Origin of the sequence: Flavobacterium sp. WC2409 (assembly GCF_041200085.1) — a bacterium.
Taxonomy (GTDB): Bacteria; Bacteroidota; Bacteroidia; order Flavobacteriales; family Flavobacteriaceae; genus Flavobacterium.
Genome location: NZ_CP165625.1, coordinates 2,010,912 through 2,026,047, shown reverse-complemented (window position 1 = coordinate 2,026,047; position 15,136 = coordinate 2,010,912). Strand labels below are relative to the sequence as shown.

Below are 15,136 nucleotides of genomic sequence, written 5' to 3'. Positions count from 1 at the left end.
GTAATGAAAAAAATAACTTATAAAAACGTGCACAATCAGTTTAAATTGAATGGTTATCATTTGAATAAAGAAGATTTATGCCGTGTATCTTACTGTTTGATAAAAGAAGGAGATGAATTTGAAAAATCGATTGGAGACTTTTTGCTCGATTGGTTTGATGAGAAATCGTACATTGATTTACAAACTTCGGGAACTACAGGTGCACCTAAGATTATTAGAACAAATAAGCAAACAATGGTTAATTCGGCTTTAGCAACAGGTGATTTCTTTGAATTAAGTCCTGGAGATAAAGCATTATACTGTTTGCCAACTAAGTATATTGCGGGTAAAATGATGCTAGTTCGAAGTTTTATTTTAGGACTTGATATTGATTTTGTGGAACCAAACTCACATCCGTTGACTAAGAATGAAACCAAATATGATTTTGTGGCAATGGTACCTTTACAAGCTCAAAATTCTTTGGCTGGCTTAAAAAATGTGAAGAAAATGATAGTGGGTGGCGCTAAAATGAGCAAGTCTCTTGAAAAAAGTCTATTAAAAGGGAAGACTCAAGTTTATGAAACCTACGGAATGACTGAAACTATTACTCATATTGCTGCCAAAAAAGTGGGGGAGAACGCTTTTTCTATTTTGCCGAATATTTCAATTTCTCAAAACGAGAAAAATTGTTTAGTAATTGATGCACCAAAAATATCGGAAGAACTTATTGTTACCAATGACTTAGTCGAAATTTTAAATGAAAAGCAATTTGTGTTTTTAGGACGTATTGATAATGTAGTCAATAGTGGAGGAATAAAATTAATTCCAGAACAAATTGAGGAAAAATTAGCTAACGAAATTCATTCTCGCTTTTTTTTAGGTGGAATTCCTGACACCATTCTAGGTGAAAAATTAGTTTTGGTCATAGAAGGAGAAAAAGACGGTGCAGTCGAATTGAGTTTTGACGGATTGGATAAATATGAAAAACCCAAAAATGTTTTTTATGTTTCTAAATTTATGGAAACCGAAAACGGAAAAATAAAAAGGAAAGAAATGTTAGAAAGTATTTAGGCATGTTTTTAAAGCCTTTATTCTATTATAAAAGAAAAGCATTATGATAATTCATAATGCTTTTTTTTATAGATTCACTTTTGCATTTTAAAATAATAGTCAGCGGAGTGCTTGCCACTTCCATAAAACAAGAAAAATAAGCATACTACTAATATAAGTAGCGCCAATAATAAATTTTGAGAATGCATTTCTCCCATAAAATTGACAACAATGGCACCTATCAGGATAGGTAATTGTGCAATTATAGCCCACCTCGTTAACAAACCAAATACAATCATAATACCTCCTATCATATGGGCAGGAGCAATATAATGAATTAGAAACATTCCACCACCAATTCGATCAATTGGAGAAATTAAATCTACTAGATACTGGATATTTGTAATAAAGGAAATACCTTTTGTAAACAAAAATACTCCAAGTGCAATTCGTACTAAATCTAAAGTTAAATAAGTGTGCGCATTGGCCCATTTATTTAGTTGTTTTACATTATTCATATTGCGATAGTTTAAAAATACTACACTAAGTTACTGATTTTAAGTGTAAAAATGTGTTTTTAGACCTATAAATTTCCTTCAGTTTGAAATAGAAAATTGGGGTTTTTAGTGCATCGTTTCTATTTGTTCTATAATACTATAAAAATTCTAGTTACTTAATGAATGAAGCGGTATTTTACTTTCAAGCCAAGGCTGTTCTCTGCATGCCCATGAGCTAAATATTGTGTGAAATCAATAGATAATCCTAATTTATTTTTTTGGTTACCAAGGAAGAAATACCTCCCAATATAGAAGCTCGAGGAAATTCCAAAGCGTTGTGGACCACCAAATTCAGATACAAAACCAAGTCCAAACCTCCCGTCTGCATCCGAAAGCGCATAGCCTATACCAGATTCTGCTCCCCAATACCACTTGTTGGTGAGACTATATTGTGTATTTGCTTTCAATGAAAAGATGCTAAAGTTACTGTATAATGCTCTATCGCTTAAAGAACTTTCGGGTTTTAGTACTGGGGGATTTTTTTTGACAAGCCAATAGTCATAATCGAATTTAATTCCCAGGTCCCATTTGGGTGAAATTTTTCTCCAAGCCCTTAAATTCAAACCAATTTCAAACCTATGGGAACGATACATTTGTACGTGTACAGGTACTGAAAGGTTTATGCCTGATTCCCAATGTATTTTTTTGTCCTTTTTGGGTGAGGTGCTATCTGGAGTTATGGCCTGCGCAACAACAGACTGTACGGTCATAAGCAATACATTTAAAAATAGAATCGGAATCTTTTTCATCTTACTTATAATTTTAAATCATTATAATTTTTAAGTAATTTCTTTTCATTTTAAAAATGAAAAAGAGTGTAAAAGAAAAACATATTATTATGTTTTAGATTGCTATTTGGGTATATAAAGTTATGAAATAATAATGCAACTAGCTGTAAATCAGTGTTAATTATGTTTTGTTTTCTGTTTTTTAATATCCTCTAAAACCCAGTTGAGTTCAACATCAATTTCCTCTATTTTGTTTTGCAGGGTTGGTATTATTTCTTGATCGGGAAAAATACCGTGCCCGTGTTGATCTGTTTTATAATGGGGCGCAAACAACATTAAACCAATTCGGATTTTTATATCGGATTTAGGGAGTTTTATTTTAGGCATAAATCCAGCTACAGTTCCGTTATATCCACCACCCGTTTCTTGTCCTACAAAAGTGGCTCTTTTTGATCCCTTTAAATTGGATGAAATAATGCTGGAGGCCGAAAAACTACCTCCGTTAATCAGTACATATATTTTTCCTTTAAATGCAGCTTTATTGATTTTATGAAGCCTTGTTTGCGTTGCATAATAATTTTTTCCGTTTTGTCCTTTGTGCACCGTAAGAAATAAATAGCCATAAAGTAGAGGTGAATAAATGGTTTTGATAATTTTTTCAACAAATGTACCTTCGCTGAAATAAGCACCTTTTAATAAGCTCGATTTTGAAACTACTTCTGATTCATCTATAAATACAAATGAGGAATCGGCTAAATAGGTATATAAATTAACTATTTCGTTTAATCTCCCTCCGCCATTATCTCTTAGATCAAGAATCAATGTTTTTGATTTATACCGGTCTATTTTATTGAAGCTTTCTTTGTAAAAAGTTCTAAAATCCCCCAGTTTAAAACTATTTATTTTCAGTATGGCAATACTGCTGTCTTTTTCAATAAAACGTAAATTTCTATTAAATATATTTTCGGTTTTGTTGTAGCCATTAACTCTTTTTTTCTTTCGGATGACTTTTCTTTTAGCATGATTAAATGCTGTTTTTTTTAGTTTATTTTTTTTTAGGGAATTACTAGTTGTATCTTCTTGGTGTCTTAGTATGGTTATTTTTTTTAGGCTATCATTAATTTTGAAAACATAATTTAAACTATCTTTTAATCCATTTTCTATAGTAAAATAAGAAGAAAAACGTTTGCCTGAATAGCGTTTTTTTAATGTGGTATTATAACCATCCGAGCTATAAAAAGTGTTATACTCCTCAATTAAATTTATGGGTTTTACTTCATTTACCGACACAACCTCAGTCCCAGGCTTTATGGTTTTATTGTTTGATTTATTTTTAACGACATATAATTTATCATTTATAAAATCAAAATTAAATTGTGAAAACGGTCCAGTTCCTTTTTTTGTAATAGCCTTAGTCACTTTTTTGCTCATTAGTTTTGTTGGAGCATAAACAAAAGTATGACCTTGTCTAATAGCAGCAACTACAGGACTTAATTTTTTGTAGAATGCTAAACTTGTCATGGGTTTTCGAATCGTTGTTTTAAGACTGTCGAATTTCGAGTCCAATTCTTTTTTAGTGATGTACTCATATAAATCAGGATGTAGTTGCTGCAGTTTTTTATATGTAAAATCTACATCTGATTTTAAATCTTTTGCCGAGATTAAATCATTCAAATGACTATTGTGCTTTTTGATAGAAGCACATTGAATAAACAATATGGAGACAAAGACTAAAGTAAATAATTTTTTCATAGTGTTTGTTTAGGTCTCCGTTTTTAGCTAGAAAGGGAATTATTTTTTTTAAATAAAAACGGAGAGCCAGTACTATATTATACTTGAATGACACCTAGATTAAATTGTTTTTCAATAGGAGAGTGGTTTGCCGCTTCTATACCCATAGAAATCCAAGTTCTAGTGTCTAGTGGATCAATAATAGCGTCAGTCCATAGTCTAGAGGCAGCATAATAAGGGGAAGTTTGCTCGTCATAGCGCGCTTTGATTTTATTGAACAATTCGGCTTCCTTTTCTTCATCTACGGTTTCTCCTTTTGCTTTAAGCGAAGAAGCTTCTATTTGTGCCAATACTTTTGCAGCTTGAGTTCCGCCCATAACTGCTAATTCAGCGCTTGGCCATGCAAAAATCAGTCTTGGATCGTATGCTTTTCCACACATAGCATAATTTCCTGCACCGTAAGAGTTTCCAACGATTACAGTAAATTTAGGAACAACAGAGTTACTAACGGCATTAACCATTTTTGCACCATCTTTAATAATACCGCCTTGCTCTGATTTGGACCCTACCATAAAACCGGTAACATCTTGTACAAAAACTAAGGGTATTTTTTTCTGATTGCAGTTGGCTATAAAACGAGTGGCTTTGTCAGCACTATCAGAATAGATGACACCGCCAAATTGCATTTCTCCTTTTTTAGTTTTTACTACTTTTCGTTGATTAGCAACTATTCCAACTGCCCAGCCATCAATTCGTGCATATCCAGTAATAATGGTTTGACCATAACCATCTTTGTATGGTTCGAATTCAGAATTGTCAACCAAACGATTGATGATTTCCATCATATCATATTGTTCATTTCGCGCTTTTGGTAGAATACCATAGATTTCTTTTTCATCTAATGCCGGTTTTACAGCTTTAATACGACTGTATCCCGCTTTGTCAAAATCACCTATTTTGTCAACTATATTTTTTATTTTGTCTAAGGCGTCTTTGTCGTCTTTGGCTTTATAATCGGTAACACCTGAGATTTCGCAATGTGTTGTTGCTCCGCCCAGCGTTTCATTATCGATGCTTTCACCGATAGCTGCTTTTACTAAATAACTTCCTGCAAGAAATATACTTCCAGTTTTATCTACTATTATAGCTTCATCACTCATTATAGGGAGATACGCGCCACCCGCAACACAACTTCCCATTATAGCTGAAATTTGGGTAATTCCCATGCTACTCATTTGGGCATTATTTCTAAATATGCGACCAAAATGTTCTTTATCAGGGAAAATTTCATCTTGTAATGGTAGAAATACACCTGCACTATCTACTAAATAAATAATTGGCAGTCTGTTTTCCATGGCTATTTCTTGTGCACGTAGATTTTTCTTAGCAGTAATAGGAAACCATGCTCCGGCTTTTACTGTTGCATCATTAGCCACTACAATACATTGTTTTCCTTTGATGTATCCAATCTTAACGACTACACCACCAGAAGGGCATCCACCATAAGCAGCATACATTCCTTCACCTACAAAGGCACCAATTTCGATACATTTTGCTTTAGGATCAAGTAAATAATCGATACGCTCTCTAGCGGTCATTTTACCTTCGGCATGTAACTTCTGAATTCGTTTTTCACCACCACCTAATTTTACTTTAGAGAAATTTTGTTTTAATTGACTTAATAAAAGTTTATTGTGGTCTTCGTTTTTGTTGAAGTTCAAATCCATAGGTGAAATAAGGTTAAAAATAGTTTGTGCTAAAGTACAAAATCCCAACTAATAAAATTATTATTTGAATGGGATTATCATGGTTTATGTGAAAATTTCAGGTCTTAAAACCAAAAAAACAGAAGTAAGCTTCTGTTTTTTTATGAATTTAATAAAAAGTGGAATAATTATTTTTTTGAATCATTTACTAATCGTTTCAATATTGCCCATTGTTTTAATGCGTCACGTGCTTCAACAGCGGGATACCCTAACATGGTTTTTCCAGCAGGAATATCTCCAGTAACACCAGATCCAGCACCTACAATTGCGCCATCACCTATGGTTGTATGGTCTTTTATTGATGCGCTTCCACCAATAATGACTCCATTTCCTAAGGTTACGGAACCTGCTAATCCACTGTTACCAGCCATAATACAAAAACGTCCTAACTTACTGTTATGACCTATTTGTACTAGGTTGTCAATTTTACAACCATCACCAAGTACTGTAGAACTAAATTTCCCTCTGTCCACGCAAGAATTTGCACCAATTTCAACACTATTTCCTATAATTACATTTCCTATTTGTGGAATTTTAACTAAACCTCTTTCTGGATCTGGGCGAAAACCAAATCCATCTGCACCAATTGTAGCATTTGGATGTATTATACAATCATTACCTACGTGGCAACGTTCTCTAATCACTGTTCCAGACCAGATTACGGTATTTTTTCCGATTGAACTTTCATCTAGAATAGTCACGTTAGGATATATAGTAGTATTATCTCCAAGAACTACTTTAGGACCTATATAACAGCCTGCACCAATTCTTACCCCATTACATATAATTGCAGTTTGATCCACTACAGCTGTAGGGTGAATGTCTAATTGAAATACTGGAGTTGGAGGAGCAAAAAGAGCTAATATTTGGGACATGGCCAAATCAGCATTTTTTACTTTAATAAAAGCTCTATTTTCTCCAGGTTCTATTGAAATATCCTCGTTAACAACAGCAACTCCAGCTTTGGAATTTGCCCAAAATTTCTCATATTTCTTGTTTCCAATAAATGAAATTTCTGATTCATTTGCTACTTCAAGTTGTTCAGGAGCTGTAATTTTTTGTAGTACACTACCAATGATACAGCCATTTAAAATTTCATTAATTTCTTCGAGTGAATAGGATTTCATTAAGTCTAGATGTGTTTGGTTTGTTTAAGTTGTCAAATAAAACAAATTGGTACTTTAATTCCTAATATTTCGAAATTCTTTAACAAGTTTAAATGTGTGATTTATGTAAGTAAATGGAATAAATATATAACGAAGAGCAATAGTTAATAGCTAGTTTTACAGGCTAATATATGTTTTTAAAATATGAAAGTAATATCAATAAAATTGACGATTATTATAACTTTTTGTTCTTTTATTTCTTTAAATGCACAAGTTCAAGCGCTATTCAATAATAAAACACAGCTTCATAATTTAACGGAGCGCTGGGAATTAGATACAAATTCTGTACGAGGTACTTTTTTAGTAACACCTTATAAACCCATGTATGTTTTACCAGTTCGTTGGTCAAATAATCCAAATGAGCAGCCCCATTCAGGAAATGTTGATCCAGATTATATAGCACCAGCAGGAGTTGATTACAATAATATTGAAGCTAAATTTCAATTGAGTTTTAAAACCAAAGTGTTGCAAGGTATTTTTTGGGGAAGGGGTGATTTATGGGTGGCATATACTCAAATATCGCATTGGCAAATTTATAATAATAACCTATCAAGACCATTTAGAGAAGTGAATTACGAACCAGAACTGATTTTAAATATTCCTGTAAAGTTAAAAGTTTTTGGTTTTAAAACCCGAATGGTTGGTGTCGCTTTTAATCACGAATCCAATGGGAAAAGTGATCCTTTTTCTAGAAGCTGGAACAGAATTATTTTTCATGCTGGTTTTGAGCGCAATAATTGGACGGTTTATATACGACCTTGGTTGCGAATGAAAGCTACAAAAGATGATAATCCGGATATTTCTGAATATGTAGGTAGAGGAGATTTAAATATAATTTATGCTAAAAATGGAAATGTATTTTCCTTTATAGGGAGTCATAATTTGAATTTTGGATCAAAAGCCAGGGGGAATTCTTCTTTTTCATGGTCATATCCTATTAAAAATAACTTGAAAGGATATTTGTTGCTTTCACATGGTTATGGTGAAACGCTAATTGACTATAACAATTTACAAACGACCATTGGTGTTGGGGTTTCTTTGATTGAATGGTTATAGGTTTTTAAAATCATTGTTTTTAAATATCGGTGCTGAAACATTGTAATGGTTTTGAATATTGGATTGGACATAAGTATGTTTTAATTTGATTAATAATTTTTTTATAAAAAGAGGAATTATCTTACTATTGACTATATTTGAATTTTAAGACACAGTATTTTAAAATTAAGAAATAGAAACATCATAACAATGAAAAGAAAATTACTCTTATTATTAATTATTTTATCAAATACTGGAATTTATGCACAGTGTTGGAATTCAATTTCTCCGGGTTATCAAAATATATCTGCAATAAAATCCGATAAAACTTTGTGGGCTTGGGGCCGAAATAATTATGGACAACTGGGAGATGGCACTGTAATAGATAAAAATATTCAAGTACAAATTGGGACAAGTGCTGATTGGCAAAATATATCTGTGGGAGCGCAGCATACCGTAGCACTAAAATCAGACGGAACTTTGTGGGCTTGGGGTCGCAATAATTATGGGCAATTGGGAGATGGGACAAATATAAATAAAAATAGTCCTATTCAAGTTGGTACGGATACCAATTGGCAATCCATATCTTCTGGTCCTAGTCAAACCATTGCCTTGAAATTGGATGGAACTTTATGGGCTTGGGGTTTTAATGACGAAGGTGAGCTAGGCGACGGCACTATTACTAGCAAAAATATTCCTACAAAAATTGGATCTGATTCTAACTGGAAATCTATTTCAGCAGGATGGTCTCATACTGTTGCTTTAAAATCGGATGGGACTTTGTGGACTTGGGGTTATAACCCATATGGGCAATTAGGAGATGGAACACTGTTAGGTAAAAATACTCCAACAAAAATTGGTATAGCAACTGATTGGATAACTATTTCTGCAGGAGGTGATCATACAAATGCAATAAAATTGGATGGAACTTTATGGACTTGGGGGGCTAATTTTTCTGGAGAGTTAGGCGATGGCACAAACATAAATAAAATTGTTCCAACTAAAATAGGAATAGAAACAAAATGGGCGTCAGTTTTTGCAGGAACTGACTATTCAATCGCCAAAAAGGTAGATGGATCTATTTGGACTTGGGGTTATAATAGTAGTGGACAGTTGGGAGATGGAACGAACATAAGCAAAAATATTCCTACCCAAATAGAAATAACAAGCAATTGGCTTGATATTTATGGTGGATATGCCAATGGATTTGCCGTAAAAAATGATGGGACTCTTTGGGGTTGGGGTTATAATTCCCATGAGCAATTACTAGACGGTACACTTATAAATAAAAGTACCCCCATTTTAATTAGTTGTAGTTCTTTAGGAATAAATGAATTAAAATTAGCAAATAAATCTTTCAGAATATATCCTAACCCTGTGAAGGACTTTCTTTATATTGAAAATTCAATAAATCAATCTATTGACAAAATTATTATAATTGATTTTTCAGGGAAAATAGTTTATAATCAAAATGGGAATCATACTGAATTAAATGTGCAACATTTGCAGCAAGGAACGTATTTATTAAAAATTTTTATTGGAGGAAAAATTTCTCAGAAAAAATTTATTAAAGACTAAAATTTTAAACTAAGGCTTAAAAAAACCTCTGTGTGAGGTACGCTCGTTCAGTCAAAAAAAACACAATCACAATGAAATAAAACTTTTAAACTGTTTTTTGTTGATTATAAAAGGCAATTGTAAAACGCTAATTGACTATAACAATTTACAAACGACCATTGGTGTTGGGGTTTCTTTGATTGAATGGTTATAAAAATAAAGTTGTTTAGTTGAAAGATTTATTTTATAGTTATTGGAATACTGTATTTCACTCGTGAGTCTTTGCCATCTACTTTACCAAGAATCCATAACGGACTATTAAAAAGTACTCTTAGAGCTTCAACATTCATGTCGTAATTTAGTCCTTCTTTTATTTTAAAATCTCTCAAACTACCATCTATTTCGACAACAAAATCAACTTTTATTAGTCCTTTTGCATTATTTTTTGACTTAAAGTTTTTTCCTATATAACGGTAGAACTCTTGCATTCCACCTGGGAATTCAGGTTTTACATAATACGGAAAAAAAGCAATTTCTAAGCCATTTTGATCAAAGCATTTTCCGTCAATAAATTCGTCATTTTTGTAATTTTCGGTACGTTTAATTTGGCCATTCTCATAATATCGCGTTTGAATTCCTTCTTGCTTCCCTTTTGTATACAATAAAATAGATTCCTTATTTCCATTTTTGTACCAATTTACTGATTCGCCATTTAAAATGTGTTTTCGCAAATTAGAAAATTGATCACTATTTCTAATTGTACCATCTAAATAGTAAGTTGTTCTCTGTGTCCCGTCTTTGCTCTCTTGATAAATGCTATAGTAAGTTGCATCTTTAGCTGAAGCTAGTTCTTTAAAATCTTCGGTATAATAAACTTTTTTCTGCCCATAAGAAGTGAGAGACATAAACAAAACAAAAAGGATTATATTTTTTTTCATAAAAGGATGAATTTTCCAAGCAAAAATAACCAAATATTGCTGCAACAAGTAAAAAAAAAGCTACAGAATTTTAGTTTGTTTGAATGTATGATTCATTTTTATTCTTTAAGTTCCATATATAACTTGTTTAAATCCAACTTATAGTTTTGATCTAAAATCATTTATGATTCCTCCTTTTGAAAGAACATTAATTTGGCGATCACTTAAGTTGTGTTTGGTTTCAAATTCTATAATACTTCCGTCTTCCTTTTCAACCAATACTTTTATATTCTTTCTATTCATAACGTCATCTCGAAGGTTTTTAAAACGAATCAAATCTCCCTGTTCGATTTTGTCGTAATCAGAAACGTTTATAAATTCTAAAGGTACAATTCCAAAATTAACTAAATTTTGCCAAGCAATACGGGCATAACTATGAGCAATGACAGCCACTTGTCCCAAATATTTAGGAGCAAGAGCAGCATGTTCTCTACTAGAACCTTGAGCATAATTTTCTTTTGCAATCACGATGTGTCCACCAAATTCTTTTTTTGATTTCATGGCCCGCTCATAAAAACTAGGATCGATTACACTAAATGTATATTTACTAATTTCAGGGATATTACTTCTTAGGGGGAGAACATCGGCTCCGGCTTTCAAAATTTCATCAGTTGAAACATTATCACCCATTTTTAATAAGATAGGAATGCGATAATCTTGCTGTAAAGCTTCGATTTCAGGGATAGATTTAATATTTGGTCCTTTGTGTAATTCAACTGCCGAACCATCTTCTAAAGGAGCAACAAGCATATCGGTATTGATAATTTCTATTTCAGGATTTTCAAATTTAGGATATTTCATACCATAGATTTTTTCCAAATCTCTAGGATCAGTTATTTTTCCTGTCAGAGCAGATGCCGCAGCCGTTTCAGGACTGCATAAATGCACCTGATCGTCTTCTGTTCCTGATCTACTTGGGAAATTTCGTGGCATGGTTCTTAAACTGATTGTTCCTGTTGCGGGAGCTTGGCCCATTCCAATGCAACCCATACAACCCGATTGATGAAACCGAGCGCCTGCAGTAATTAAATTTGCAAAAGTAAAATTCTTCAGCATATTTTGAATTGTTTGTCTCGAGGTAGGATTGATATCAAAAGAAACCGCACTGTTGATTGTTTTGTCTTTTACTATGGCTCCGGCAATCCAAAAATCTCTTAATCCAGGATTGGCAGAAGAACCTATTACGACTTGAGAAATTGATTTCCCAGCAACCTGGCTCACGGGAACTACATTTCCAGGACTAGTAGGAAGTGCAATTAAAGGGACTAATTGGTCCAAAATGATTTCGGCATATTCATCATAAGTCGCTTCTGCATCGGCTACTAATTCTGTCCAATCAGATTCCCGGTCTTGGGAAATTAAAAAACGTTTGGTTTCGGCGTCACTGGGAAACACAGTAGTTGTAGCACCTAATTCAGCACCCATATTGGCAATAACATGCCGATCCATCACACTTAGATTTTTTAATCCCTCACCATAATATTCTATTATTTTTCCAACACCACCATTTACATCGTAACGTCTTAGCATTTCTAAAATAACATCTTTGGCACTAACCCAATCTGGTAATTTACCTGTGAGTTTTACACCCATTACTTTTGGCATTTTAACAAAATAGGGTTGACCTGCAATTGCTGCAGCAACATCTAAACCACCAGTTCCAATCGCAAGCATTCCTAATGAACCTGCAGCACAAGAATGACTATCAGATCCAACGAGTGTTTTTCCGGGTTTGCCAAATCGCTCCATATGTACTGGGTGACTTACGCCGTTTCCAGGTCGGCTAAACCAAAGACCAAATCTTTGTGCTGCCGAAAGTAAGAATAAATGGTCATCGGCATTTTTTGAATCGGTTTGCAGTAAATTGTGATCCACATATTGAACTGCAATTTCTGTTTTTGCTTTTTTCAGCCCCATAGCTTCTAACTCTAATTGGACTAATGTTCCAGTAGCATCTTGCAATAAAGCCTGATCTATTTGGATTCCAATTTCCTTGCCCGCAATCATATCCCCGTGTAAGAGATGCGATTGAATTAATTTCTGACTAACGTTTAATTTTGACATATTTTGTTTTTTTATTAAATGTAAAATCTGATTTATTTTTTTATTCTAGAACGGATCGGATAATCCGCTGTCGCTTACTATTACTATATTTATATTTAAAAAATGGTTTATTTTTTTGCTTCTGTAAAAATGTTTTATAATAAGAAACTGATAGTTTCAGCATCTATAATAGTCAACAAGGTATTTAGGGGATTTTTGCGAAGTCTATGTTTTTATTAAAAAAAAATAGTACTAAAGTTTGTAAAATAATTTGTTGAATCTATAAGATAAAACTTTCTGCAGTAAAAGTTTTATATCATTCATATATTAACGTTTTAATAACAAAAAAGGAGTCTTTTTAGGGATCATTCCATTTTTTATTGATTTGCCTTTAGAATGGATTTTACTTATTTATATTTTTTTTGAATTTTTAAGGACAAATACCTATTAAAGGTAATGAGATTAATCTAAAAAAGGTATTTTTAGAATCTTAAAAATTAGATAAATAATCCCTAATAAAATGAAGTTTTTGAACCTTTTTATCTTTTTAACTTTAGTATTGTTTTCGTCTAATCATTCCAAGGCTCAAAAAAACAATGCTACAATTGAAAATGCTTTGTTAATTACGAATCAGAACAAAAATAACTTAGAAAATGTACAACAATTACTAGTAGTGTATAATTATCAGCCAGAAAATTATACAGCTTCTTTTGTAGCTTTAGAAAAAAAAGGAACTGGTTATAATGTAAAACTAGGTCCGGTAGAAGTAGGGATAGGAAAAAACGGCTTTGCATTGCCATTTCATAAAATGGAAGGAGACGGTAAGTCGCCAACAGGAATTTTTCGTTTAGGAAAATTATTTAGTTATGAAAAACAGTTTGAAACTTTATTAGAAAACCAACAAACTACTGCTGAGGATAAATGGATTGATGACCCCAATTCAAAGGATTACAATACGTACATCAAAGGAGCTACTAATGCAAAATCGTATGAGAATTTAGTATTGAATAATGATGCTTATAAATACTGTTTAGTTATTGAATACAATACAAACCCAATTGTAAAAGGGAAGGGGAGTGCAATCTTTCTTCATTTGGCTATAAAAAAGCCATCTTTTACCGCAGGTTGTGTGGCGATTGATGAAGTAAGGATGAAGTCATTAGTGAATTGGTTAGATCCTAAACAAAACCCCACAATTATTATGGGAAATTTAAATGTTTTGAAAAACGGATTGTAAAGAGAGTAATACACCTAGCGTTTAAAAATAAGTCATAAAATAAAAAAATCCTCTCAAACTTTCAATAATTAAAAGTAGAGAGGATTTTTTTAGTGGATTTAATCAAAGGGATGTAAAACTGAATTTCTATTCTTCTTCCTTTTGCCCCATCATCATCAAATAGGCTTTTAGGAACTCATCTATTTCACCGTTCATGACGCCGTCAACATTACTGGTTTCATAACCCGTTCTAACGTCTTTTACTAATTTATAGGGTTGCATTACGTAATTCCTGATTTGGGAACCCCATTCAATTTTCATTTTTCCCGCTTCAATATCGGCACGCTGTGCTAGTTGTTTTTTTAATTCAATCTCATACAACTGAGAGCGTAACATTTGCATCGCTCGTTGTCTGTTGTCTTGCTGAGAACGTGTCTCTGAACACTGAATTTGGATACCCGTTGGTTTATGAAAAAGCTGTACTTTGGTCTCTACTTTGTTCACATTTTGACCTCCAGCTCCACTGGAACGCGAAGTTGTAATTTCAATATCAGCAGGATTAATGTCGATTTCAATACTATCATCAACAAGTGGATATACATAAACGGAAGCAAATGACGTATGGCGTTTGGCGTTGCTATCAAAAGGGGATATTCGCACTAATCGATGCACACCATTCTCGCCTTTTAAGTATCCAAAAGAATAATCGCCTTCAAATTCAAGTGTCACTGTTTTTATACCTGCAGCATCTCCTTTTTGAAAGTTTAACTCTTTTATTTTGTATCCATATTTTTCGCCCCACATCATATACATACGCATGAGCATTTCAGCCCAATCACAGCTTTCAGTTCCACCAGCACCAGCAGTTATTTGTACTACAGCACTTAAAGTGTCACCTTCATCCGAAAGCATGTTCTTGAATTCGATCGCTTCAATATGATTCTGAGTAAGATTATATTGTTCGTCTAACTCTTCTGCGGTAAGTTCACCTTCTTTATAAAACTCATAAGCTAGTTGCAATTCGTCAGTCATTTCAACTGCTTTATTGTAATCTTCGATCCATTTTTTCTTGTTACGAAGGTTTTTTACAATAACCTCTGCTTCCTTGGCGTTGTTCCAAAAATCAGGGGCAAAAGTCTTTTCTTCTTCGTTAGAAATTTCAATTAGTTTGGCATCAACGTCAAAGATACCTCCTCAACGCACCAAGGCGCTCTACAATACCTTTAATTTGTTCGGTAGTTGTCATAAATTATGTAATTTTGTGGGGCAAAAATAAGAAAATTTTATGCAGTGACAAGTGGTGACTTGTCTTTTAAATATTTATAAAATCA

12 protein-coding genes are annotated in these 15,136 nt (G+C 33.1%); 4 read left to right on the top strand and 8 right to left on the bottom strand.

Annotation, left to right across the window (positions count from 1 at the left end):
• Positions 1-3 precede the first annotated feature (3 nt).
• Positions 4-1,050: an AMP-binding protein gene (locus AB3G34_RS08685; RefSeq protein WP_367770839.1), complete on the top strand. Its 1,047-nt coding sequence runs from the start codon at positions 4-6 to the stop codon at positions 1,048-1,050.
• A 74-nt stretch (positions 1,051-1,124) separates the two neighbouring features.
• Here AB3G34_RS08685 and AB3G34_RS08680 read toward each other — a convergent pair whose 3' ends face one another.
• The 5 genes from AB3G34_RS08680 to lpxD form a co-directional block, all read right to left on the bottom strand.
• Positions 1,125-1,547, bottom strand: coding sequence for a DoxX family protein (locus AB3G34_RS08680; protein ID WP_367753998.1), 423 nt, complete (start codon positions 1,545-1,547; stop codon positions 1,125-1,127).
• Positions 1,548-1,702: 155 nt separating this feature from the next.
• Positions 1,703-2,335, bottom strand: coding sequence for a hypothetical protein (locus tag AB3G34_RS08675; RefSeq protein ID WP_369752162.1), 633 nt, complete (start codon positions 2,333-2,335; stop codon positions 1,703-1,705).
• Positions 2,336-2,491: 156 nt separating this feature from the next.
• Positions 2,492-4,066, bottom strand: a complete 1,575-nt coding sequence (locus AB3G34_RS08670) for a S41 family peptidase (RefSeq protein WP_369752161.1) — start codon at positions 4,064-4,066, stop codon at positions 2,492-2,494.
• Between the two features lie 77 nt (positions 4,067-4,143).
• Positions 4,144-5,772 carry an acyl-CoA carboxylase subunit beta gene (locus tag AB3G34_RS08665; protein WP_369752160.1) on the bottom strand — a complete coding sequence of 543 codons (1,629 nt, stop codon included), beginning with the start codon at positions 5,770-5,772 and terminating at the stop codon, positions 4,144-4,146.
• 167 nt (positions 5,773-5,939) lie between these two features.
• Positions 5,940-6,938 carry a UDP-3-O-(3-hydroxymyristoyl)glucosamine N-acyltransferase gene (lpxD, locus tag AB3G34_RS08660; protein ID WP_367770828.1) on the bottom strand — a complete coding sequence of 333 codons (999 nt, stop codon included), beginning with the start codon at positions 6,936-6,938 and terminating at the stop codon, positions 5,940-5,942.
• Between the two features lie 183 nt (positions 6,939-7,121).
• On the opposite strand from lpxD, the gene AB3G34_RS08655 reads away from it, so the two are divergent.
• A complete protein-coding gene (locus tag AB3G34_RS08655) occupies positions 7,122-8,033 on the top strand; it encodes a phospholipase A (RefSeq protein WP_367770825.1) in 912 nt (303 codons plus the stop codon).
• A 189-nt stretch (positions 8,034-8,222) separates the two neighbouring features.
• A complete protein-coding gene (locus AB3G34_RS08650) occupies positions 8,223-9,590 on the top strand; it encodes a T9SS type A sorting domain-containing protein (RefSeq protein WP_369752159.1) in 1,368 nt (455 codons plus the stop codon).
• Between the two features lie 218 nt (positions 9,591-9,808).
• On the opposite strand, the gene AB3G34_RS08645 is transcribed toward AB3G34_RS08650, so the two are convergent.
• Positions 9,809-10,507, bottom strand: a complete 699-nt coding sequence (locus AB3G34_RS08645; protein WP_369752157.1) for a hypothetical protein — start codon at positions 10,505-10,507, stop codon at positions 9,809-9,811.
• Positions 10,508-10,645: 138 nt separating this feature from the next.
• Positions 10,646-12,610: an aconitate hydratase gene (locus tag AB3G34_RS08640; protein ID WP_369752156.1), complete on the bottom strand. Its 1,965-nt coding sequence runs from the start codon at positions 12,608-12,610 to the stop codon at positions 10,646-10,648.
• A gap of 499 nt (positions 12,611-13,109) precedes the next feature.
• Here AB3G34_RS08640 and AB3G34_RS08635 point away from each other — a divergent pair, with 499 nt between their 5' ends.
• A complete protein-coding gene (locus AB3G34_RS08635; RefSeq protein ID WP_369752155.1) occupies positions 13,110-13,826 on the top strand; it encodes a L,D-transpeptidase in 717 nt (238 codons plus the stop codon).
• Positions 13,827-13,952: 126 nt separating this feature from the next.
• Here AB3G34_RS08635 and prfB read toward each other — a convergent pair.
• Positions 13,953-15,051, bottom strand: a protein-coding gene (prfB, locus tag AB3G34_RS08630; RefSeq protein WP_367770814.1) for a peptide chain release factor 2 whose coding sequence is annotated in 2 segments (ribosomal slippage) — positions 13,953-14,987 and positions 14,989-15,051 — 1,098 coding nt in all. Because the reading frame shifts where the segments join, the coding sequence is not laid out codon by codon here.
• Positions 15,052-15,136 lie beyond the last annotated feature (85 nt).

Bases quoted from the DNA above. Each gene is read 5' to 3' on its own strand.
- AB3G34_RS08685 (WP_367770839.1), top strand. From the start codon at position 4: ATGAAAAAAATAACTTATAAAAACGTGCACAATCAGTTTAAATTGAAT.
- AB3G34_RS08680 (WP_367753998.1), bottom strand. From the start codon at position 1,547: ATGAATAATGTAAAACAACTAAATAAATGGGCCAATGCGCACACTTAT.
- AB3G34_RS08675 (WP_369752162.1), bottom strand. From the start codon at position 2,335: ATGAAAAAGATTCCGATTCTATTTTTAAATGTATTGCTTATGACCGTA.
- AB3G34_RS08670 (WP_369752161.1), bottom strand. From the start codon at position 4,066: ATGAAAAAATTATTTACTTTAGTCTTTGTCTCCATATTGTTTATTCAA.
- AB3G34_RS08665 (WP_369752160.1), bottom strand. From the start codon at position 5,772: ATGGATTTGAACTTCAACAAAAACGAAGACCACAATAAACTTTTATTA.
- lpxD (WP_367770828.1), bottom strand. From the start codon at position 6,938: ATGAAATCCTATTCACTCGAAGAAATTAATGAAATTTTAAATGGCTGT.
- AB3G34_RS08655 (WP_367770825.1), top strand. From the start codon at position 7,122: ATGAAAGTAATATCAATAAAATTGACGATTATTATAACTTTTTGTTCT.
- AB3G34_RS08650 (WP_369752159.1), top strand. From the start codon at position 8,223: ATGAAAAGAAAATTACTCTTATTATTAATTATTTTATCAAATACTGGA.
- AB3G34_RS08645 (WP_369752157.1), bottom strand. From the start codon at position 10,507: ATGAAAAAAAATATAATCCTTTTTGTTTTGTTTATGTCTCTCACTTCT.
- AB3G34_RS08640 (WP_369752156.1), bottom strand. From the start codon at position 12,610: ATGTCAAAATTAAACGTTAGTCAGAAATTAATTCAATCGCATCTCTTA.
- AB3G34_RS08635 (WP_369752155.1), top strand. From the start codon at position 13,110: ATGAAGTTTTTGAACCTTTTTATCTTTTTAACTTTAGTATTGTTTTCG.